Raw genomic sequence first — 22,551 nt, 5'->3', positions numbered from 1 at the left:
GGCAATGGCACGGATCTCGAACTTGAGCAATCCGGCGAAGGAGGCGCACTCAGGCTATCGCCGCGAGAATGCGTTCGGGCGAAAGCGGCAGGTCCGTCAGTTCAGTGCCCAAGGCATTGTTCACGGCATTGACAACTGCGGCCGCAACCGGAATCGTGGCGATCTCCCCGACCGCCTTGGCACCGAAGGGGCCAGTTGGTTCGCCCTCTTCAACGAGCAACACACATATAGGCGGCATCTCGGGCGCATTGGCTAGCGTGTAGCGGCTGAAACTGTCGCCACGCATCCGGCCGGTGGTACGGTCGATCGCGACATCTTCATAGAGCGCGTAGCCGATGCCGATCTGGATTCCACCGTGGATCTGACCTTCCACCAGCATCGGATTGATCGCTCGACCCACGTCATGAACGGCCAGATAATCGGTCACCCGTACGCGGCCTGTGAGGCTGTCGACTTCAACTTCCGCGAAATGGGCCGCGTACGAGCCAGGGTTGGCTTGGGCGCGGTAGCTTTCCGTTGCCGCCGGCAGCTCGATTCCGCGGGTGGCTAAGCGGGCGGCGAGATCCGGGAGCGCCATGGCGGAGCCATGCCCGTGACGCACTGTGCTAGCTTCCAGAGACAAGTCATCGGCTTGCGCATTCAGCTCCAGACCCGCGGCAGCGAGGATTGACTTTGCAAGCGATACCCCGGCGCGACGAATGGCTTCCCCGCAGATATAGGTCATGCGGCTGGCACGCGTGCCGAGGTCGTAGGGACAGGTATCAGTGTCGGCGGGAACTATCACGATGTCGGGCGCCTGCAACCCAAGCGTCTCGGCTGCAATCTGCGCCAGCGTGGTATCAGCCCCGCAACCAAGGTCGTGGAGAGCGCAGACGAGTTCGGCCCGTCCATCCGGCAGCAGCCGCAGCGAAGCCGTTGTTTCTTCATGGAACCCGGGATAGCAGCCATTGATGTGAGTAGCCGAAGCGACCCCAACTCCCCGCCGCCACCGCCCTCGCCCAACATCCTTCCGGTAGCGCCCAGCCCAGCCGAACGCTTCGGCGCCGCGGCTCAAGCACTCCCTGCCCCGGGCGTTGCCCACGTCGAGCCCCTGCCAAGGTTCAATCGCCCCCGGGCCAACGAGGTTCCTCTGGCGCAGGACCACCGGATCGACGCCGATCCGGCGCGCGGCAATATCCAGCGTGACTTCGGCTATGGTGTGGATTTGGGGCGAGCCGTAGCCGCGGAATGCGCCTGCCGGAACGGTGTTCGTGTAGACAGCGCGGCCGCTATAGCGCTCCGCCTGAACGTCGTATAGCCGCACGAGCCGCTGAAGCATCGAGCTGGGCAAGTAGTTGCCCCCGGTGCAGTAGGCGCCGATGTCTACGAGCGTGTAGGTCTCGCGCGCCAGGATTCGGCCGTCGACATCAAACCCTATCCGCATCCAGCCCGTGACGCTGGAACGGGTACGAGTTGCGGTGAATGTCTCATGGCGATCGAAGCGAATGATGACCGGCCGGCCGAGTTTCACGGCAAAGAAAGCGCACAGGGGGTCGAGGATTGGCTCCGCCTTTCCTCCGAACGACCCGCCTATGGGAGTTTTTTGGACCCTTATCTTCTCGGGGGGCAGCCCTAGCGCTTGGCCGACGACCGCCTGGACGGCGAAGACGCTCTGGCACGGCGACAGGATCAGGATGCGGCCGTCGGGTTCGGGCTTGGCGATACAGGCATGGGTCTCCACGGCGCAATGATGGCTGCGCGGGGTCGTGACGCGGGTCTCGACGATCAGATCAGCGGCCGCGAAGCCAGCCTCCGGGTCGCCGCACACGAACGTCTCGCCGGCTACAGGGTTCAGGAACGTTGGAGTATCGTCCTCCCGCAACGGCAGCCCCCCATGACCCAGCGCGACTTCGGGATCAAAGATGGCAGGCAGGTCCACATAGTCGACCTCGATCAGCAGCACCGCACGGCGAGCGATTTCTTCCGTTTCCGCAACGACCGCCGCCACTCGATCGCCCACGTGGCGCACGACTTGCGGAAACATCTGTTCGTCGGCCAGCGCCTTCTGCCCCGAAAACCATATGGAGCTGTTGTAGAAGTCGGCGGGCGTGTTTCCATGCCAGAACACTTCATGTACCCCCTCGACCGCCAATGCCGCAGCGGCATCCAAACGAACGATACGGGCATGGGGGCGCGTGCTCAGCAAGAGCGCGCCGTGGAGCAGGCCGTCGATAGGCAAGTCGGCGGTGAAGCGCAAAGCGCCCGTCACTTTCACGAGACCGTCAACCAGCGGTATGCGGCGCGACAACTGGTTCATTCCACTGCGTCCTGAAAGAGCTGCTCGCGCGGGCTAAGCCCCACCGCTTGCGCGACCAGATCGAGCCCCAGTCCCGCGATCGCGCGCCGCTTGTAGGCTTGCGAACTGCGCCCGGGGATCGCCGCATCGACCTCGTCGGCCAACGCCGAAAGGAACCCGCGCAGGGTGGCGCGCTCCAACCTATTGCCCGTCAGCGCTTCCTCTGCGAGAGGCAGGCGTCGAGGACGAGGCCCCAGCGCGCCGGCGACAACGCGCACATCGCCGAAACGGGCATCCTGAAATTCGCCGAGCAGCGCGAGATTGAGGCGCGAGATGCTCAGGTCACGCCGGGGTCCGAGCTTGACAAAAGCGCTACGCGAAAAGAAGCCGCCGCTTGGCAGGAATACTTCGGCGATCAGGTATCCACGGTCAGGCGAGTAGTCGCATATCGCGAGTTCGCACGTTGCGCCATCACGCCCGATGCAGGCCAATCGAGCTTCAGCAGCGACCAATACGGGCAGAAGGTCGGCTGCCGGGGCGGCGTTTGCGATATTGCCGCCTATGGTCGCCCGATTGCGGATTTGAATTGATCCGCACTGTGCGGCGGCTTCGGCAAGGGCGGGCAGCCTTGACCGGATCTCGAGATCCGCCGCGATCGCGGCGACAGTCGTGGCGCCTCCTACGCAGATGCCGCTGGCATCGGCGGAAACGAAGGCCATGTCCGCTATGCGAGAGATATCTACCAGAAGGCCGCCGACTGGCAGCGGACGGCCTGCGATCAGCATATCCGTTCCTCCCGCGATTAACCTTATTGGCCCCGCGGCTGCCCTGAACAATGCCTGCAGCTCCGCCATATTGGCTGGCATGGCGACCGACAGATCGCTCATCAAAGGGTCCCCTGACGAGCGGCAGCTTCGGCAGCGACGCCCTGAACGACGCTTTCGAAACCCGTGCAGCGGCAGATATTGCCCGCCAGCGCGTGGCGGATTTCGGTTTCGGTCGGTCTGGGATTGGCCCGCAGGAGTCCCTCAGCCGCTACCAGCATCCCCGGCGTGCAGTAGCCACACTGCACTGCGCCCAATTGCAGGAAAGCGTTTTGCAGGCCGCTGCTTCCGCCAAGTCCCTCGACGGTAGTGACTTCACACCCCGCGGCCTGGAACGCCAGCATCAGGCAGGAATTGACCGGCTGACCATCTAGCAGCACCGTGCAGGCTCCGCACTCCCCTTCGCAACAGCCTTCCTTGACGCCTGTCAGGCCAAGGACGTTGCGGAGCAAGCCGCTTAATCGCGAAACTGCCGAAACCTCCGTCTCGACCGCCCGACCATTAACCTGCAAGGAGATTCTCATGGCGAGGATTGCTCTCGCATCTCATGGGTTGGCTTTTTGCTCCAGACGGCTCGCGCCGCTAGGTCACGCCGTGGAGCATTGGTTCGTCAGCTGCCGCAGCAACAATCGCTGCCGGGTGGCCGCAATCTCATGATCTCGACACGCCAAATGTCCGGCCCCTATGGCGTTCCACGGGCAAGACGACGCGCACGTCCAGCTGACGCCGGGACACGACTTCTGTATCTGACATATTCGATAAATTCCTGAAAGCTGCGAGACAGGCCCTAGCTTTAAACATCGAGCCCGGCGCGAAAATCTATCCCGGTATGGGGCCGCTTATTTGTCGAAACGCAAACAATTCGCAGAAAGTGCTGTGCGACGCCGAGGGGCCTGCAGGAGCGCTTGACCGGCTACGCGCACGGCCGAGCCCGTAGCTTGCCATCTATCGACCAGCGGAATTGGCAAAGTGGCCGATCGCTAGATAAACCCCGAACCAGCCAAGGCTGCTCTTGCCAGACAATGTCACCGTGCGGGTCGCTGCTATTCCGGCAGAAGCTCCCCATAGGCGCGCTTCGCCGCCAGGTAGCGATCGAAGGGAAATCGAATCGGAACCCCTTCCAGCGCCGCGACGAGCATATCGAGATGCGCCTCGAACCCCGCACAAGCCTTGGCAATGTCTTCCCCTGCCGGAAGCTGCACGGTCAGTGTCAGCGCTGTGCCCCCGTCAACGGTATCCAACACCCAACGCAACGGCCGATGAGCTACATCGCCACCGCTCCATGAATAGGCGAGCAGGCGCGGCGGATCGAACGCTAGCACGGTGCTGTCGATCACAACCCCGCTGTCGCCGAAATCGATATGAACCCGGCCGCCTTTACGCAACTCGATCGAACCGGGAGCAAGCCACTGGACGAGTTGCGGCGGGTCGGTCAACATGCGCCAGACCGTTTCCTGTTTGTGTCCGATCCATCGCTCAAGGCATCCTTCAAAGCCTTCCGCGAAACGCCTAATCCGGCCTACCTGAATAGCGTCGTCATTCATCGAACCTCTCCATATCGCTTTTCGCCCTTCCGGAAAGCTCACGGCGACGCTGTTCGCCGCATGGTGCCGTCAGCGAATAGATGTCAGCCACTGCGGAACTGACGATAATAATCGAAGACACGGGCCAACTCGCGTACATGAAAATCCCGCGCCACAGGGCCTTCGGGAGCACCCTTAAAAAGCCGTAGCGCTTCGGCGGCCATGAAGAAGCCTGGCGCCGGCAAGCCGTGGCGCAGGCGGCCAACGCAAAGAGCCGCCAGAAGCGGTCGACCTGCTTCGGCATCATCCGCCATCAGCTTTTCCAATAGGCCGGCGACTCGGTGAACGGTCTGCGGCGGCATGAGGCCGAGCCGCTCGGCGAGAATTCTGTAGGTTGCAACGGTTTCGGTTTGCGCCAGCTCGATCAAAATCTGGCGCAGCCGATCCTTCAACGCGCGGGCATCGTCATTCCCTGGCAATGGCGGAAGCTTCACCCTCGAAGCAGGCCCTCGACCGCGAGCATCCGGCTGCGTCAGCTTCAGCGTGCCTCCCGCAATCGCGTCATCTAGGTCCGGAACCGCCTGGGTGCGTTCCGACGCATTGGCGGAGTCTTCAAGCCTCGACTGCATCGTTTCTGCACTTTCCTGGCCACACGCGGCCGCGCCGTGTGAGATTGTCGGCTCCCTGCTCAGGCCGCAGCCTTCCATTCGCAAACTCGGATGAGCACAGGGTCATCTGCGTGCCGGATCAGCATCTGCTCGACGCGGGCCTGCCAGAGTCGGGCAAAGCGTTCCTGCTCGCCCTCGTCGGCCTGCTCTGTCATGACCCGGGGGAGCAATACTTGCATCTCGGGCGCGAATGGGACGACGGTCATATCGAGATCAAGGATCACGCCCCGCCCATTGTCGCTCCGCCGGAGCGCCATCATCCCGTCGAACGGTGTGTCGAAACGCAGGAGATCGCGGCGGATGAACCGATGACTCGCGCCGATGCCACTGAAGCCAGTCTCGGGCGCAGCCCCCGTGAGCAGTGTTGCCACTGCGGCGATCACCCCCGTCGTGCCTTCGTCGCGCGGGGCACGCAGGTAGACTTTCACATCGCCCCGCTCGGGCAACTCGTCACCATAGAGCCGGCTGAGCCCGCGTCGTACCATCAGATAGGCACCGGCGACGATGGGACAGGAATGGCCAGCGAGCTTCACGGCATCTGCATAGGCGTAGGACATCACCCCGCTTTTCGAGAGGCCAAGGAATGCGGCCAAGGATCGCGCAGCGTGATCGTGGGCGCTTCTGAAAAGAAGCCTGGGAACTCCATCGCATGCTCCGATATATGATCGCGCAACGCCTTCATCGGCGATGGCGGGACGCTGCAGATAACATGCATTTTTAATGCATGTTTAATCTAGAGGCAATCGAGGCATGATGTCGCGCCGATGCGGAGAACGGTGAGCAGAGCACTGGGTGACGATCAAAGATGGCCAATGGCAATCTTCCGTGCCCTGCGGCGCCGAGCGTGATTCACGACCTGGACCAACCTGCCACCGCGAGCGAAAATCATGTCGAAAGCCTAACTGGAGTTCCGGTTATTTCGCTCCGCTGCCTCCGGTGCGGCTCCTCCGAACAGCAGGCTCGCGCCCAGAGCTCGGAAACCATCGTCTCCAGTCGCTGGCCGTGGTATCCGCCGCCTAACCTTTCGACTGAAACTGCTGCCGCCTAGCGGTAGCCGACGCACATAACGTAGTCCCTGAGAAGCTCTTCCTCATATTCGACTTCTGACAAGAGCATCTCCAACGCATCCCTGGCGAACAGCAAACCGATCGGCTTGCGCTCCGCGTCCACGACCGGGACACTGTGCAGTCCTCTTTCCTTCATGGTCGACCAAACCTCGTGCAGCCAGTCGCCCGCCTCGCATGAGACCACATTCCTGGTCATGACGGCCGTGCAGGCCGTCGTGCACGCGCATCCCTGGCAATGGCGTATCTGGCGCACGATATCCGTTCGGGTGATGACACCGGCCATCGCGCCAGCGCTGTCGCATACGACGACCATATGCCTAGTATCGTCGGAAAGGAGCGATGCGGCTTCCGTAAGCTGCCGGTCGTCGCCGATGAGAAGCAGGCGATCGCGAACCTTCTCCAGCAAGTTGTCGATCCGTATCATGTTATCGCCCTCAAGTTGGCATCGCGGCTCGACGGACTGCACTGCGCAAGGCATTCGCGACATCCGGCATGGGTCAGCGTAGAACAGATGACAGCCGCTCGGATCGCGATCACAGGTCAAATGGCCCAGAGGCTATCCGCCCGTACGATGTGCCCAAAGTCGATCATAACGTTCCCACGACCGTCCCGATCCTGACTTGCACCAAATCCGCCCGCAAATCAGAGCGCTTTCAATGGAGCGGCGGCTGTGCCACACCCGATCCATGCAGGGGGATCGCTGGCGGGGAAAGATTCCCACGATGCCTGCGCCACCTCATCCCACTCGATTTCAGCATCGCTACGGGATAACCGTAGTGTCGGCGGCTCGGGCCGCCCATCTTTCGATAGAGTCTTGCGATCATACGACATCGCCATTCTCCTAATTGCCCGTAAAGATACATATTACATATATCTTATTACCGGAATTGCAAGGAACCGGGAGTTTCCCGGAGATCAAATGACGACAGCCACGTATGCCACTGGGCTCGTTACGTCTTGGCGATGATTTCAAAATGGCAAAACGGGCTATGCCGCCACGACCCAACGCAAGATCGTCTGCACAGCCACAAGCCCAGGATCCTCCGATTTCCGCATTAGGGTCAGAAGCTGGAACCAGAGATCATCGTCAGCCTCGTCGAGAAAGGCCCGCACGGCACCTGCCGAGAAATCACCCACGGACATCGAGGCATTCGTTGCGCGTTCGGCGAGTTTTGCGGCGAGCTCCGGTTGGAGGGTCGACAGGACATCGGCAACCACCTCCGGCTGCTCCAGCGCAGCGATCAGATCTCCGAGCATGGTGTCTCCGCGTCCAGTCGAGTTCGTGGCCTTGGTTGCCATTTCGAGAATGAAGCCCTGTGCGACTGGAACCTGGGCTTACGGGGCCAAGATGATCGGTGTCAGGCAAAAATCCAAGGCATAATGTGACTTTATCGCCCCTCCAGGCCGGAGCTCGCCAAGCCACATCATAGCCCGAGCGGCAAAACCGGCGAGGGCGAATGATCTGGCGGCCTTTCCCTTGCCACGGCTCCGCTCTGGGCAAATGGACCCACGCCGTACAATCGGGTAGCGGCACCTGGAATAGCCCCGCTGGCCCCGTTTCGGAACCTCGGACCGCCTCCGCGCAGCTGTCGCGACCTGGAGCGAATCGATGCTCCTAAGCAGTCGTCTACTTCAGAGCTGTTCGTTCAGGCATCAAACCGTGATTGCCCGAAGAGCCTGCTTCTCCCGTTAGGAAGAATAGAAAGGTTCCGCAAACGCGGTTGAAATAACTTCCACACGCCCCTGCTCGTCTTCGTTCGACGAAATCCAAATCGTCGGGTTGCGTTTCGTCCTTCACTCGTTATCAATATGTCCGATAGGCGTGGAGAAAAATTATCGCGTTAGGGAGGCCGCCTTGCTCCGATATGCGATTGTGCCGTTTCTGGTCGCTGGATTTCCGTCCTTGACGGCTAGACTCCGGGGAGTCTCCAGCCTCGGCGCGATCGTCTGGCACCTCACTCCACTAAAATTCCCCAATTGTGCCCGCGACACCTTTCAGGATGCGCGTAGCCGCCCTCTTCCACCTGCAACCAGCATTGCCGGGCCCGCATCCTTCCCGTTCGAGCCGACGACGCACGGCCATCGCTCGGTCGTGGCCATGGAGCGGCTCTTCGATCACTGGTCGCGGGTGCTGAGCGTCGCGATGTCTTGTTGGGATTCGGCTATCGACCGGACCGTCCGAGACAAGACCGGGATCGGGCATTAGCCCATGCCGGAAACACGAAGCCTCGCCGTATTGCTCGTCAGTACCTGGGCGTTCACGGTCTGCTTCGCCGTCTGGATGATGTTCGGCGTGACCGGAATCCCGATCCGCGAGGAACTCGGGCTCGATGCCACGCAATTTGGCCTTCTGACGGCGACACCGGTTCTGACCGGCGCTCTCTTCCGCCTGCCGCTCGGCATCTGGACCGACCGCTTCGGCGGGCGGCTGATCATGCTGCTTCTTCTGGTCGGGTGCGCTGTTCCGCTTTGGCTGTCCTCCTATGCAACTGCGCTTTGGCAGCTTCTCTTGCTCGGCCTTGCGCTTGGTCTCGTCGGCGCGTCCTTTTCCGTAGGCACGCCCTATGTGGCGCGTTTTTTCCCGAGGGAACGCCGCGGCTTCGCTATGGGATTTTTCGGTGCCGGCACCATCGGCGCGGCGCTCAACATGTTCGTGGCACCCGTCTTGGTCGATAACTACGGGTGGCAGGCGGTGCCCAAAGTCTATGCCATCTGCCTCCTTGCCACCGCAGCGGTCTTCTGGGTCTTCTCGGCACCCGATCCCGGCGCTGGCAAGGGCGCCTCGTCCGCGCGGCAACAGCTGGCGGTGCTGCGCGATCCGCGGGTCTGGAAATATTGCCAATATTATTCGATCGTGTTCGGAGGCTTCACGGCGCTCTCGGTGTGGATGCCTCAGTATTTCCGGAGCGAGTACGGCTTCTCCATCGCCCAAGCCTCGCTGCTCGCCGCCAGTTTCTCACTGCCAGGCGGGGCATTCCGGGCGCTGGGCGGCTGGCTATCCGATCGCTTCGGAGCCCATGCCGTCACCTGGTGGGTTCTCTGGCTTGCCTGGATATGCCTGTTTTTGCTGTCCTATCCGAGAACGCAGCTGATCGTATACACCGTCAAGGGGCCTGTAACCTTTGCCATCTGGCTTGTGCCTTGGCTGTTCACGCCGCTGCTGTTCGGGCTCGGCATCGCTTTCGCCTGCGGCATGGCCTCGACCTTCAAATACATCGGCGACGATTTTCCTGACTCGATAGGCGCAGTGTCGGGCATCGTTGGCATGGCGGGCGGCCTCGGGGGCTTCCTGCTTCCGATCATGTTCGGCGCCATCCTCGACCTGCTTGGCGTCAATTCAAGCTGCTTCATGCTGCTCTATGGGATCGTCTGGGTATCGCTGATCCTGATCTATCTGACCGAAGTGCGGCGTGCCCCGGTCATGGGCGAAGACGCTGCTCAACCAGCCGTTGCGCAAACCTGACACTCCAGCATTAGGAACAGCTATATGAGCCACTTCCTGGAACGTCTCACCTACCTCAGCCGACGTCGTGAATCCTTCGCGGATGGCCATGGCGAATTGCGTGACGAAGACCGGATGTGGGAAGAGGGCTATCGGCAGCGCTGGCAGCACGACAAGATCGTGCGCTCCACCCACGGCGTGAACTGCACCGGCTCCTGCTCATGGAAGATCTACGTCAAGAGCGGGGTGGTCACCTGGGAGACGCAGCAGACCGACTATCCGCGTACGCGCCCGGGCATGCCGAACCACGAGCCGCGCGGTTGCTCGCGCGGCGCCTCCTACAGTTGGTATCTCTACAGCGCGAGCCGCATCAAATATCCGATGGTGCGCGGCCGCCTCGTGAGCGCCTGGCGCGAGGCGCGCAAGACGCTCGGTCCCGTCGAGGCCTGGGCCTCGATCGTCGGCGATAGCAAGATCGCAAAGTCCTACAAGGCGATGCGCGGGCGTGGCGGTTTCGTGCGCTCGACTTGGACGGAAGCGGCCGAGATCATTGCCGCCGCTAATGTCCACACGATCAAGACGTGGGGGCCAGACCGCGTCGTCGGCTTCTCGCCGATCCCGGCCATGTCCATGGTCTCCTATGCCTCCGGGGCGCGCTATCTGAGCCTCATCGGCGGCACGCTTCTCTCTTTCTATGACTGGTATTGCGATCTGCCGCCGTCGAGCCCACAGACTTGGGGCGAGCAGACCGATGTGCCGGAATCGGCCGACTGGTACAATTCCGCCTATATCATCGCCTGGGGCTCGAACGTGCCGCAGACGCGCACGCCCGACGCGCATTTCTTCGTCGAGGCTCGCTACAACGGCACCAAGGTCGTGGCGGTTACACCCGACTATTCCGAGGTGGCGAAGCTCTCCGACCTCTGGCTTCACCCCAAGCAAGGCACGGACGCGGCGCTCGCCATGGCGATGGGCCATGTCATCCTCAAGGAGTTCTTCCTCGATCGCAAGACACCGTACTTCGAAGACTATTGCCGTCGCTATACCGATATGCCGATGCTGGTGCGGCTGAGGAAGGATGGCGATCGCTTCGTGCCGGACCGCTATGTGCGCCAGAGCGACGTTGTCAACGGCCCGAAAACGCGCCGCAGGACACCGAAATCCGACCGCGCCGCGTGGAAGACGGTGGCGTTCGCGGAAGGAAGCGACGATCTCGTCGTTCCGCAGGGGTCGATAGGCTATCGCTGGCCGGCGGACGGCGAAGAAAAGGGTCGCTGGAATCTCGAGGAGAAGGATGGCGAGACGGGCGCGGAGGTGCGGCTGGGCCTGAGCTTGATCGATCGGCGCGACGACGTGCTGCCGGTCGCCTTCCCCTATTTCGGCGGCACGCCGCATCCGCATTTTCCCGGAAACGACCAGGGCAGCGATGTCCTCGTCCGCAACGTGCCCGTGCGGCGCGTCAAGCTTGCGGATGGTGAGACTTATGTCACGACCGTCTTTGACCTGCTCAGCGCCAACTACGGGATTGACCGGGGACTGGGCGGCGATTGCGCCAAAAGCTTCGACGACAACGTGCCCTACACCCCGGCCTGGCAGGAGAAGATCACCGGAGTGGCGGCCGGGCACGCCATTGACGTTGCGCGCGGCTTCGCCGGAAACGCGGAGAAGACGAAGGGCCGCTCCATGGTTATCATCGGGGCGGGCATGAACCACTGGTACCACCAGGACATGGGCTACCGCTCGATCATCAACATGCTGATGATGTGCGGCACCGTCGGCGTGTCCGGCGGGGGTTGGGCGCATTATGTCGGGCAGGAGAAGCTCAGGCCGCAGACCGGCTGGACCATGCTCGCCTTCGCGCTCGACTGGGTGAGGCCGCCGCGCCACATGAACGGCACCTCCTTTTTCTACGCGCATTCCGACCAGTGGCGCTACGAGAAGCTCGACGTTGCCGAGTTGCTGTCGCCGCTCGCCGATCCCGCGCCCTATCGAGGCAGCATGATCGATCTCAACGTCAAGGCCGAGCGCATGGGCTGGCTGCCTTCGGCGCCGCAGCTCGACGTCAACCCGCTGACGCTCGCGACGGAGGCGGAAAAGGCAGGCGTAGAGGTGAAGGACCATGTCGTCGCGGGCCTGAAATCCGGCAAGATCGCCATGGCCTGCGAGGACCCCGACAATCCGGTCAACTTCCCGCGCAACCTGTTCATCTGGCGCTCGAACCTGTTCGGCTCGTCGGGCAAAGGACATGAATATTTCCTGCGCCATTTCCTCGGCACACGGCATGGGTTGCAGGGCAAGGACCTCGGCGAGGAAGGCCGTGAGAAGCCAACAGAGGTCAAGTGGCGCGATGCCGCGCCGGAAGGCAAGCTCGACCTCGTGGTGACGCTCGACTTCCGCATGTCGACAAGCTGCCTCTATTCCGATGTCGTTCTGCCGACCGCCACTTGGTACGAGAAGAACGACCTCAACACCTCCGACATGCACCCGTTCATCCACCCGCTCTCCGCCGCGGTGGATCCGGTGTGGGAGGCAAAAAGCGACTGGGAGACTTACAAGGCGATCGCCAAGCGTTTTTCCGAACTGGCCGAGGGCCATCTTGGCATCGAGCGCGACGTGGTGCTCACTCCGATCCAGCACGACACGCCGGCCGAGCTTGCCCAGCCTTTCGAGGTGCAGGACTGGAAGAAGGGCGAATGCGAACTGGTGCCCGGCGTCACCGCGCCGCAGGTCGCCGTGGTAGAGCGCGACTACCTGAACACATACCGCCGCTTCACCGCGCTTGGGCCGCTGGCTGACAAGCTCGGCAACGGCGGCAAGGGCATTTCGTGGAACACGGAGACCGAGGTGAAGGGGCTCGGAGCGCTGAACCATCGCGTGAACGACGGCGGGCCGACCGACGGGCGACCGAGAATCGACACCGATATCGATGCCGCAGAGACCGTCATGTATCTCGCGCCGGAGACGAACGGCGAAGTTGCGGTGAAAGCCTGGGAGGCGTTGGGCAAGATCACCGGTCGCGACCACACGCATCTTGCGGAAACGCGCGAGGACGAGAAGATCCGCTTCCGCGACATCCAGGCGCAGCCGCGCAAGATCATCTCTTCGCCGACCTGGTCCGGGATCGAGAGCGAGCATGTCTCCTACACGGCCGGCTACACGAACGTGAACGAGCTGATCCCGTGGCGCACCATCAGCGGCCGTCAGCAATTCTATCAGGACCATCGCTGGTTCCGCGATTTCGGCGAGGGCTTCGCCGTCTACCGCCCGCCGATCGACACCCGCACCGCTGCCGCCATGCTGGGCAAGAAGGCGAACGGCGAAACGGAGATCGTGCTAAACTTCATCACCCCGCACCAGAAATGGGGCATTCACTCCACCTACACCGACAACCTGATCATGCTGACGCTGTCGCGCGGCGGGCCGATCGTGTGGCTTTCGGAGACGGACGCCAAGAAGGCCGGCATCGTTGACAACGACTGGATCGAGCTGTTCAACCTGAATGGCGCGATCGCCGCGCGCGCGGTGGTCAGCCAGCGCGTGCAGGAAGGCATGTGCATGATGTACCATGCGCAGGAGAAGATCGTGAACGTGCCGGGTTCCCAGATCACTGGCCAGCGCGGCGGCATCCACAATTCGGTCACGCGCACGATGCTGAAGCCGACCCACATGGTCGGCGGCTACGCGCAGCTTTCCTACGGCTTCAACTACTACGGCACCGTCGGCTCCAACCGCGACGAGTTCGTGGTCGTGCGCAAGCTCGTCAAGGTCGAATGGCTCGACCATTCCAATCCCGTCGATCCGGTTGCCGAGGAGACCGCGTCATGAAGATCCGTGCACAGATCGCGATGGTGCTGAACCTCGACAAATGCATCGGCTGCCATACCTGCTCCGTCACCTGCAAACAGGTGTGGACCTCGCGCCAGGGCATGGAATACGCCTGGTTCAACAATGTCGAGACCAAGCCCGGCATCGGCTATCCCAAGGATTGGGAGAACCAGGAACGCTGGAACGGCGGCTGGAAGCGGAAGAAGAACGGGAAGATCGTGCCGAAGCAGGGCGGTAGGCTCGCCATTCTGGCGAAAATCTTCGCCAATCCGAACATGCCGGAGATCGACGACTACTACGAACCTTTCACCTTCGACTACGAACATCTGCAGAAGGCGCCCGAACTACCGACCGCGCCGGTCGCCCGGCCATTGTCGCTGATCACCGGGCGACCGATGGAGAAGATAGAATGGGGGCCGAACTGGGAGGAGATCCTCGGCGGCGAGTTCGACAAGCGCTCGCAGGACTACAATTTCGAGGCGGTGCAGAAGGACATCTACGGACAGTTCGAAAACACCTTCATGATGTATCTGCCGAGGCTGTGCGAACACTGCCTCAACCCGAGCTGCGTCGCCTCCTGTCCCTCCGGCTCGATCTACAAGCGCGAGGAGGACGGCATCGTCCTGATCGACCAGGACAAGTGCCGCGGCTGGCGCATGTGCGTGTCAGGCTGTCCCTACAAGAAGATCTACTACAACTGGACCTCGGGAAAGGCGGAGAAGTGCATCTTCTGCTATCCGCGCATCGAGGCCGGGCAGCCGACCGTCTGCTCGGAAACGTGCGTCGGGCGCATCCGCTATCTCGGCGTGCTTCTCTACGATGCCGATGGCATCGAGCGCGCGGCTTCCGTTGAGGATGAACAGGACCTCTACGAGGCCCAACTCAAGCTGTTCCTCGATCCGAACGATCCCGCCGTCGTGGAACAGGCCCGCCTGGACGGCATCGCCGACAACTGGATCGAGGCGGCGAAGCGCTCGCCCGCCTATAAGATGGCGGTGGACTGGAAGATCGCCTTCCCGTTGCATCCCGAATACCGCACCTTGCCGATGGTATGGTACGTGCCGCCGCTTTCTCCCATACAGTCGCATGCCAATGCCGGGGCGATCGAGACGGTGGGCGAGATCCCCGACGTGCGCTCGTTGCGCATTCCTGTGCGCTATCTTGCCAACCTTCTCACCGCCGGAGCCGAAGCGCCGGTCGTCGCGGCGCTGGAGCGGATGCTGGCCATGCGCATCTATTTCCGCCAGCGCCAGCTCGGCGATGGCGATGGAGCCGCGGTGCTGGCGCAGACCGGGCTCAGCGTGGCGCAGGTCGAGGACATGCACCGCTACCTCGCCATCGCCAACTACGAGGACCGCTTCGTCATACCGACCAGCCACCGTGAGGACGCCGAGGACGCATACGGGCTGAAGGGCTCCTGCGGCTTCACCTTCGGCAATGGCTGCGATTTCGGGCCGCCGCATTCGACGCTTTTCGGCGGCAAGATGGGCCGCCGCAAGCTGAATCCCGTGCGGCCGCTCGATACGTGAGATGATCCCATGTTGATCTTCAAGGCCTTCAGCGCACTCTTGTCCTATCCGAACGAAGAGATGCGCCAGGCGCTCCCCGAAATCTCCGGGGTCGTGCGCGCCTCGTCGATCGTGGCCGCGCGCGAGCGGGATGGCCTGCTCGCCCTGATCGAAGAGATCGGACAAGGCAGCCTGCTCGCTGCGGAGGAGAGCTATGTCGACCTGTTCGACCGCGGCCGTGCTCTCTCCCTGCACCTGTTCGAGCACCTGCACGGCGATGGCCGCGACCGGGGTGCCGCCATGGTCGAGTTGAAGGCGCTCTATGCCGCCGCCGGCTTCGAGCTCACAGCCTCCGAACTGCCCGACTATCTGCCGGTCGTGCTGGAGTATCTGAGCCTGCGCGACATGGCGGAAGCGCGCGAACTGCTGGCCGACTGCGCGGCCATCCTCGCTTCTATCTGCCGTTCGTTGCTCGCCCGGCAAAGCCGATATGCCGCCGTGATCCAGGCGCTGCTGGTCATCGCCGGCGAGAAGCCGGTCGACGCGGCCAAGGTGAAGCCGGTCCGCGAGCAGACCGAAACGCTTGACAGCGACTGGGCCGAACGCCCGGCCTTCGCCGATACTGCCCCGCCCGGGGGCTCCACGATTTGAGAACGAAGGAGGTTCTTCATGCTCGCCAATTCCTACGTCAACACGCTGCTCTTCGGCGTCTATCCCTATATCTGTCTCGTTGTGCTCCTGATCGGCAGCCTCATCCGCTTCGACCGCGAGCCCTATACGTGGAAGAGCGATTCCTCGCAGATGCTGCGCCAGCGCGAGCTCAGGCTTGGCTCCAACCTCTTCCACTACGGCGTCATCACCGTCATCCTCGGTCATTTCGCTGGCTTTCTCGCCCCACACTGGGCCGTCGACTGGGCGCTCAGTCCGGTGGCGCACCAGCTTCTCGCCATGGTGGTGGGCGGCATTGCGGGCTTGGTCGCCATCGTCGGGCTGACGATCCTGATCCACCGACGGCTTGCCGACCCTCGCATTCGGCTGAACAGCCGCAAATGGGACATTGCCATCACCTTCATGCTCTGGCTGCAGCTTGCTCTCGGGCTGCTCACGGTGCCGCTGTCAGCCTTCCATATGGACGGGGGCCTGTTCGAGACGCTGACGGGCTACGTGAAAGGCATCGTCACGCTGGACGGCGGTGCCGCCGCGCTCATGGTCGACGTGCCGCTCACCTACAAGCTGCACGTGCTCCTTGGTTTCACGCTGTTCCTGGTCTCGCCCTTCACGCGCATGATCCATATCTGGAGCGGAGCCGGCGCGCTCGCCTACCTGTTCCGTCCCTACCAGATCGCGCGCACGCCCAAGACACGCGCTCAGGAGCCGACCCGTTCATGATCCTTTCGGTCAACGGCATTGCGGTGGCGGTCGAAGCCGACCATTCGGCCGAGTTCGCCGCCGCGCACGAACTTCTGAGGCAGCGGGCGGTTGCGGTCGGCCTGCTCGGGCCGGCGACCGAGGATGGGAAAGCGGTCGAGGCGGCGATCGAGGCGCTGATCGAAAAGGAAGTGGCGACGCCAAAGCCGACCGAAGCCGAGTGCCGCCGCTATTACGAACAGAATCCGGCCGAGTTCGAGAGCGGCGACCTCGTCCATGCGCGGCACATTCTGTTCCAGGTGACACCCCAGGTGAACGTGCCGCAAGTTCGGGCGCGTGCCGAACAGGCGCTGAACGAATTGCTGGCCGCGCCGGACCGCTTCGCGGCGCTTGCGGCGGACCTTTCCAACTGCCCCTCCCGAGAGCAAGGCGGCAATCTGGGGCAGGTCGGACGCGGCGACATGGTGCCGGAATTCGAAAAAGCTCTCTTCAAGTTCGGAGCCTCTGGAATCCTCCGCGACCTCGTCAGGACGCGTTACGGCTTCCACATCGTGGCCGTGGACCAGCGCATCCCCGGCCGAAAGCTTCCGTTCGACGCCGTCCAGGAGCGGATCGCGGCGCGGCTTCGGTCACGGGTTGAGGAAAGGGCGCTGCGCCAGTATGTAAGCGTTCTGGCCGGACAGGCTGAGATCGAGGGCATCCATCTCGAAGCGAGTGCGTCGCCGCTGGTCCAGTGAGTTCGCCCCTCCCTGTCAGGCAGGAATCGACGATCTTGACGAAGATGCCTGTCGGCATGGTTGAAGCGCGGAGAGCGGACGGGATGACGCGCAGTCCGCTGATCTTTCATCCGGCCGGCGCATTCTTCGCCCTCGCGGCCATTGTCGCGGTCATCCTGCCATGGCTGTGGGTACTGCCGCTCGAAGATGCCGGACAGGCGCATGTCCGGCTGGGGATATTCGGTTTTGGCGGCATGGCGGTCTCCGGCTATCTTCTGACCGCGCAGCGCGCATGGACCGGGGCGGAGCCTCCTCTGCCGACGCTGGGACTGGCTGCCTTGGCTTTGGGCGCGCGAACGCTGGCGCTGGCCGAGCCGGAGTCGGTCTGGCTGGCATCCCTGCCCTTGCTGGTCATCGCCCTGGCGATCCTGCTGCCCGTTCTGCGGGCAAGGCGATGGGACAAGGCGCCGCTGGCCCTCGTGCCGCTCGGCTTGGTGATGGCCGAAGGGGCCTTGGTCCGGCAGCAGATGCCTGCTGCGGCGCTTCCCTTGGCGATGGGCGCGGTGATCCTAGCGGTGGGCGACCGGATGACAGCGGCGTTCCTGATCGAAGAGCGGCGGCGCCGTGGCTTGCCGCAACGGCCTGCGGCACGCACCTGGCCCGGCCTTGCCATGATGGGACTGGGGATCTTCTCAAGCGGAGCGATCGGAACATCGGCCCTGACGATCGCTGCCCTGTGGGTGCTCCGCAGGGCTTGGGCCGGGGTGGGGGCATGGCCGGCAAGCCGGATGCTGTGCATGGCTTATGCGGCCCTCGCGGCCGGGCTTCTCGGCATCGCCGCCGCGCGCGTGGGGATGCTTCCGCCGCTGGTCCAGGCGCATCTGCTGACAATGGGCGCAATGGGTTCGATGATCATGGCGGTGGCGGCCAGAGTTTCGATGCGCCGGACCCATGACAAAGGCCTGATGCCGCTGACGCGCCACTGGATCGCGCTGTGGCTGATCCTCGCTGCAACGGCCGCGCGCTGTCTGGCCGAAGCGGCCACGCCCCATCATGATGCGCTAATGACCACGGCAGGCATCGTTTGGTCGGCAGCATGGCTTCTGTTTCTGTCGGCGCACCTCGCCGCCCTAGGGCATCCGGCGCCCTTCCCGCTTCTGAGCGCCGAGCGCGCTCGATCCAAGCCGGTTTGACCCTCGGGGACAGGGCAGAGCGATGCGGCCGCGCGTTCCGGCGGTTCTCATGGCCTTCGTACGGGGTGCCAACGAAGGCGGGAGCCGAGTCGAAGCAACCCACCGGATTTTGCCGTACACAGCTGCGCCCGATAGACGGGCTGTCAAAAGATTGACATCCGCCATCAGGGAGCGATGGCCTGTTCGGTCAGCGGGGGCGCCCACATTCGGTTTCGTTCACAACTCAGCCGTCATGAGGTGCTCATCGTGCCGCGGCTCTTCTTGCCCAGCGCCCGCTTGCAGTCCCGCCAGCCTCTCCAAAAGCTTCATCTCCTTCGGCTTGATCAGGTCCAACCCTGAACTGTCGCTCTTGACGCGGTCATTGCGGTAGACAAGGTCAAAGTCATCGAGCTCGTTCTCGTCGTGCAAGCGAGCAACAAGCCCGCGGATCACCGTACTGTCGTCCGCGCTCATCGCGGATTGCGCCTCTGGCCCATCGACCTTCCGCCGAGTGTACCGTCCCTCCCGAAGCGCATCGACATCGATCTCCGGATGCTTTCGAAGCGCCTCGCACACGATGTCGAGCTGCTGGTTCGCCTGTCTGCCTTTGGCGATCGTCTCCCGCGTCTTCGCGCGGCCATGCATGTCCTCGATGCGGTCGACGATTTCGTCGGTCTTCCTGGAGCGAGCCTTCTAGGTCTTCCCGGTTGGTTAGCCTCTGCCGCTCGCAGGCTGACATACTCACTAAGTCCTCCCCAACCGCGGATGGTGGTCGGGTGCGGACCCGTCCACGCGATCGGCCCCCTATCGAGCCTAGCGTGGAGGCAGACATAGAGGCCGATGACCCGCGGTGTGAGGTTCACGAAGTCGGGATCGAACAGCTTCCCCTGCGTACGCTTCCTGAGTGCCGCAAAGTTACTTCCTTTTAACCCTCGGACGCCAAGACGGGCGTAACTGCACGGGGTGCCATTTTGAAGTATGAAAATGCCGTCGATCTCGACGGAGGCAGTTCGACTACAAGTCAGGACGGGTCGGCCTTGCACCGAGGCCCGCCCATGAAAGCAGTAGAACTTTACGCAGGGGCAGGCGGCATGTCCCTGGGGCTGCGGCGAGTTGGATTTGACGTGGTCAGAGCCTACGATCACATGCAATGTGCCGTCGATGTCTATAACCGCAATATCGGTTATCACGCAGTACTCGCAGATCTCGGCGACGTTGCTTCGATCGCGCCGGAAATCTCGAAATTGCGCCCGGACCTGATCGTCGGGGGACCGCCATGCCAGGATTTCTCCTCGGCAGGTGCCAGGGTCGAGGGTGAACGCGCCAATCATACCAAAATATTCGCAGTCTATGTCTGTGCGGCCGCTCCCGAATGGTTCCTGATGGAAAACGTGCGGCGGGCCCAGAATTCGGCTGCGTGGGCAGAAGCCCGGCAAATGCTCGTCAACGCGGGATACGGGCTCACACAGCTTGTGATGAACGCCGCCCACTACGGCGTCCCGCAAAAGCGGCAGCGCCTCATCGTGGTCGGACGTCGGGGGGAGCGCCACGGTTTCCTCCTCGGTTCAATCCAGCAAGCCGCATCGCCCGAGCCGATGCCGCTCAGAGCGCTGTTCGGCGATCTGATGGGCGATCATTTCTACAGCCATCCTCGCTCCGCCGCGCGACGGGGCGTGTGGTCGGTCGACGAGCCGAGTCCCACGATCCGGAACGCCAGGAGGCCACAGCCAGCGAGCTACGAGCCTCATCCAAACGACTCCAACTACCATCAGGCTAGCGGTCTCTATTTCCGGCCGTTCCATGACGCGCGGGGTGTCTATTCGTTGGATGAGCCAGCCCCTTCTATCGTTCGGACTTCGCGAGAGAGGCCGCGTTCAAACTATTTGGAAAGCCCTCATCCGAACGATCCGACACCCGCAGCGTCTGCGTACATTCTTACGCAATCGGACACCGCAAGGATCCAAGGATTTCCTCCCGACTGGGATTGGAGCGGCTGCTTGAGCAGGGACATCGATCAGATGATCGCGAACGCGGTGCCAGCACCGATGGCCGCAGCTCTCGGCAGGGAAATCCTGCGGAGGACGCGCGGAGAGAGCCAGCCGGGGATACCCGGCAATTTTGGGCAGTGGCTCTCCAAAGAGAAGAAGATGACTCCTCAAATGGTCGCGAACACGAAATGGCGGGTGAAGCGAGCCCGCGAGCTGCTTGGCGGCCGGGATCTTCGGTGCCCGGGTGCGGAATCCCATGCGCTCGAAACAGCTTTCGAACGGGAAGGCATGGCGAAAGCGAAGAGATCGGACATCCGACGGGCCGTGCGGCAGCTCAGGGAGTGGCAGGAGAAGGTGCCGGCGGACAAAAGCGAAACACGGGCTAATGTCGGAAGGCGGAAGGTGTCCCGGCTAGGGCAAGCTCAAGCTCCTCTGGAGATAGATGCGTGACCTGGTTAGCAATGGCGCGGCCGAAAAAGAAGCTTGCCAGGAGGCTGCCCACGGCAGGGGAGTAGCCACCTTCGACGAGATGGTAGAGACGGCCGCTGGCGGTCTCCGCCGTCGACGCGTGTCGGTCAAACGCCACGATGTTTGTCGACATGCGCATTCGTGAAAGCCGACCTATTCCATCACGAAGCCCTGCGACGTGGATCGTACCGATCGGATGGCGGACGAAGGCCCAGCGCTGGAGGGGGACCTCCGGTTCCTGCCAGGTGGGGTCGGCGGTCAAGGCCGTGGTGCTCCAGCGTCTGCCAGAGCATATTCCAGTTCCGCGTGTCGGATTTCAGCTTGAGTCAGCTTCTCATGAAGAACGGCTTTTTCGCATTTTCTATGTGGGGCGGGCGCTTCCTGAGCCAGTAGTACCTTCACGCCGTCTATCGCGCGGCCGGCCCGCTCAACGCGGGTCCTCAGTTCAAGGATATCGATCATCTTACCCTCCCGTCATCCTGCGGCTCCCCTCAAAGGTCCGCTGCCGTCCCGCAAGGAACACGCTTATCGCTCGTGGAGTTTCGAAATCGGTGGGTTTCTCACGCGCGCATTCGGCGATAGGCTGCAAAATCGTAGACGATGCTGTCCGGCTCCGAGGCAGGGGCGACTAGATGATTACGTGGCTCGAGCGCATCGGCGGACGCGAGGTCGACCAGACAGTTCTGTAGGTCGAGGTACCAACCCCGTAGGCGGTAGACGACTTCGGTGAAGTTAGCCGGCAGGTGGCGATCCACGGCCGCGAGAGAGCACCACGCCAAGGTCTGCGCGCCGGCGAATTTGAAGCTGAAGGCGTGAGGAACTCCCAATAGGAGCGCCGTGTCCGCTTTGCGTTCGCGCATAGTCCTGTAGACGGCTCTTGCGACTTCCCGGAGGTCGAGGTCTTTTCCGCTCAGCACCAACAGGTCGGCATAATCTCTCATGTTCCTGTTTGCCATGTCTGCGGTGAGGATCGCCGCGAGCTTTTCGGCAGCCTCGGCCTCCCAGGGTTGCGCCCAGGCGGTGAACGAAGGTGCGCCAAAAATCGACCTGAACTCGCGACGGACAGCGCCATGCGGGAGTGTTGCGAAGCCGATGTTCAGGTGCGTGTCGACGCTTGTCGGGCCAACCTTCGCCTTGACCGGAATTCGGAAGCTCGCATCTTTGCCGTCCGTCCGAAGCGAACCGATCTCGCCAGGCAACCACCGAATCCCATGTTGTCGAATGTGAGCTTCGGCGGCATCGATGTCGTCCGAGATGTCCGCGGCAGTACGGGGCGTAAAATACAGGATGTCACCATTGTCGGTTTGCCGCCGGGACTGCGGGTGCAGCAGGCCGCCCCCCACCATGAAGTCCGACTCTGATACGTCCTGGAGCGTGGAAAGAATGGTTTCACACACGTACCGAGCCATTGCCATTCGGCTGTCCAGCCCGTGGTTGTTGGAAATTTCGTGGATGTGAGCGGACACATCCCGGCCGTGGCTTTGCCAATCAGGCATTCCCTCGTGGCGTTCGTTCATGATCCTCTTCCTCTCGAGGAAAAGGTCTGCGCCAAGCTCGCAAGGAACAACGAGGATGCGTCAGCAATCGTCGAAGAGGCCCAGCCTGATGACCTTTGATTCCGCGAAGGCCTGATTGCGCCGGGACAACGCGTTGATTGCCGACAAGTGCGGCACGACGTTAGCCTCGGAATTGTACGACCACACAGCG

General features: G+C 62.6%; 19 protein-coding genes. 8 read left to right on the top strand and 11 right to left on the bottom strand.

Annotation, left to right across the window (positions count from 1 at the left end):
- Positions 1–49: 49 nt before the first annotated feature.
- From AB4136_RS06060 to AB4136_RS06025, 8 genes are all read right to left on the bottom strand, one after another.
- A complete protein-coding gene (locus AB4136_RS06060; RefSeq protein ID WP_441930540.1) occupies positions 50–2,296 on the bottom strand; it encodes a xanthine dehydrogenase family protein molybdopterin-binding subunit in 2,247 nt (748 codons plus the stop codon).
- Positions 2,293–3,162, bottom strand: a complete 870-nt coding sequence (locus AB4136_RS06055; protein WP_441930538.1) for an FAD binding domain-containing protein — start codon at positions 3,160–3,162, stop codon at positions 2,293–2,295. Before AB4136_RS06055 ends, AB4136_RS06060 begins: the two co-directional genes overlap by 4 nt.
- Complete coding sequence (locus tag AB4136_RS06050; protein WP_441930536.1) at positions 3,162–3,623, bottom strand: (2Fe-2S)-binding protein; 462 nt, start codon at positions 3,621–3,623, stop codon at positions 3,162–3,164. Before AB4136_RS06050 ends, AB4136_RS06055 begins: the two co-directional genes overlap by 1 nt.
- A 519-nt stretch (positions 3,624–4,142) precedes the next feature.
- Positions 4,143–4,643, bottom strand: coding sequence for an SRPBCC family protein (locus AB4136_RS06045; protein WP_441930534.1), 501 nt, complete (start codon positions 4,641–4,643; stop codon positions 4,143–4,145).
- An 83-nt stretch (positions 4,644–4,726) separates the two neighbouring features.
- Positions 4,727–5,329, bottom strand: coding sequence for a hypothetical protein (locus tag AB4136_RS06040; RefSeq protein ID WP_441930532.1), 603 nt, complete (start codon positions 5,327–5,329; stop codon positions 4,727–4,729).
- Positions 5,311–5,847, bottom strand: a complete 537-nt coding sequence (locus AB4136_RS06035; protein WP_441930530.1) for a hypothetical protein — start codon at positions 5,845–5,847, stop codon at positions 5,311–5,313. Before AB4136_RS06035 ends, AB4136_RS06040 begins: the two co-directional genes overlap by 19 nt.
- A gap of 487 nt (positions 5,848–6,334) precedes the next feature.
- Entirely contained in the window at positions 6,335–6,781 is a 447-nt protein-coding gene (locus tag AB4136_RS06030; RefSeq protein ID WP_441930528.1) for a CBS domain-containing protein, read from the bottom strand.
- Positions 6,782–7,344: 563 nt separating this feature from the next.
- Positions 7,345–7,614 carry a hypothetical protein gene (locus AB4136_RS06025; RefSeq protein ID WP_441930526.1) on the bottom strand — a complete coding sequence of 90 codons (270 nt, stop codon included), beginning with the start codon at positions 7,612–7,614 and terminating at the stop codon, positions 7,345–7,347.
- 952 nt (positions 7,615–8,566) lie between these two features.
- Here AB4136_RS06025 and AB4136_RS06020 point away from each other — a divergent pair.
- From AB4136_RS06020 to AB4136_RS05990, 7 genes are read left to right on the top strand one after another with little or no spacing between them, the layout of a single operon-like run.
- A complete protein-coding gene (locus AB4136_RS06020; protein ID WP_441930524.1) occupies positions 8,567–9,820 on the top strand; it encodes an MFS transporter in 1,254 nt (417 codons plus the stop codon).
- Between the two features lie 24 nt (positions 9,821–9,844).
- A complete protein-coding gene (locus AB4136_RS06015) occupies positions 9,845–13,624 on the top strand; it encodes a nitrate reductase subunit alpha (protein WP_441930522.1) in 3,780 nt (1,259 codons plus the stop codon).
- Positions 13,621–15,153, top strand: coding sequence for a nitrate reductase subunit beta (narH, locus tag AB4136_RS06010; RefSeq protein WP_441930520.1), 1,533 nt, complete (start codon positions 13,621–13,623; stop codon positions 15,151–15,153). Before AB4136_RS06015 ends, narH begins: the two co-directional genes overlap by 4 nt.
- Positions 15,154–15,162: 9 nt before the next feature.
- Positions 15,163–15,783: a nitrate reductase molybdenum cofactor assembly chaperone gene (narJ, locus tag AB4136_RS06005; protein WP_441930518.1), complete on the top strand. Its 621-nt coding sequence runs from the start codon at positions 15,163–15,165 to the stop codon at positions 15,781–15,783.
- A gap of 18 nt (positions 15,784–15,801) precedes the next feature.
- Positions 15,802–16,521, top strand: a complete 720-nt coding sequence (gene narI, locus AB4136_RS06000; RefSeq protein WP_441930516.1) for a respiratory nitrate reductase subunit gamma — start codon at positions 15,802–15,804, stop codon at positions 16,519–16,521.
- On the top strand, positions 16,518–17,237 hold the full coding sequence (locus tag AB4136_RS05995) for a peptidylprolyl isomerase (protein ID WP_441930514.1): 720 nt from the start codon (positions 16,518–16,520) through the stop codon (positions 17,235–17,237). The genes narI and AB4136_RS05995 overlap by 4 nt, the downstream gene beginning before the upstream one ends.
- 44 nt (positions 17,238–17,281) lie before the next feature.
- Positions 17,282–18,409 (top strand): NnrS family protein, encoded by a 1,128-nt coding sequence (locus AB4136_RS05990; protein WP_441930945.1) that lies wholly within the window; start codon positions 17,282–17,284, stop codon positions 18,407–18,409.
- A gap of 216 nt (positions 18,410–18,625) precedes the next feature.
- Here AB4136_RS05990 and AB4136_RS05985 read toward each other — a convergent pair whose 3' ends face one another.
- Positions 18,626–19,033: a hypothetical protein gene (locus AB4136_RS05985; RefSeq protein WP_441930512.1), complete on the bottom strand. Its 408-nt coding sequence runs from the start codon at positions 19,031–19,033 to the stop codon at positions 18,626–18,628.
- A gap of 410 nt (positions 19,034–19,443) precedes the next feature.
- Here AB4136_RS05985 and AB4136_RS05980 point away from each other — a divergent pair, with 410 nt between their 5' ends.
- On the top strand, positions 19,444–20,826 hold the full coding sequence (locus AB4136_RS05980; RefSeq protein ID WP_441930510.1) for a DNA cytosine methyltransferase: 1,383 nt from the start codon (positions 19,444–19,446) through the stop codon (positions 20,824–20,826).
- Positions 20,827–21,102: 276 nt separating this feature from the next.
- Here AB4136_RS05980 and AB4136_RS05975 read toward each other — a convergent pair whose 3' ends face one another.
- Together AB4136_RS05975 and AB4136_RS05970 are read right to left on the bottom strand one after the other, a co-directional pair.
- Positions 21,103–21,306: a hypothetical protein gene (locus tag AB4136_RS05975; protein ID WP_441930508.1), complete on the bottom strand. Its 204-nt coding sequence runs from the start codon at positions 21,304–21,306 to the stop codon at positions 21,103–21,105.
- Between the two features lie 98 nt (positions 21,307–21,404).
- Positions 21,405–22,361: a nucleotidyl transferase AbiEii/AbiGii toxin family protein gene (locus tag AB4136_RS05970; RefSeq protein WP_441930506.1), complete on the bottom strand. Its 957-nt coding sequence runs from the start codon at positions 22,359–22,361 to the stop codon at positions 21,405–21,407.
- Positions 22,362–22,551: the final 190 nt, after the last annotated feature.

Source organism: Mesorhizobium sp. 2RAF21 (assembly GCF_052115345.1).
In the GTDB taxonomy this organism is placed as follows: domain Bacteria; phylum Pseudomonadota; class Alphaproteobacteria; order Rhizobiales; family Rhizobiaceae; genus Mesorhizobium; species Mesorhizobium terrae.
Note: the sequence above shows the minus strand (reverse complement) of the source record. Positions and strands in the feature narration are given on the sequence as shown.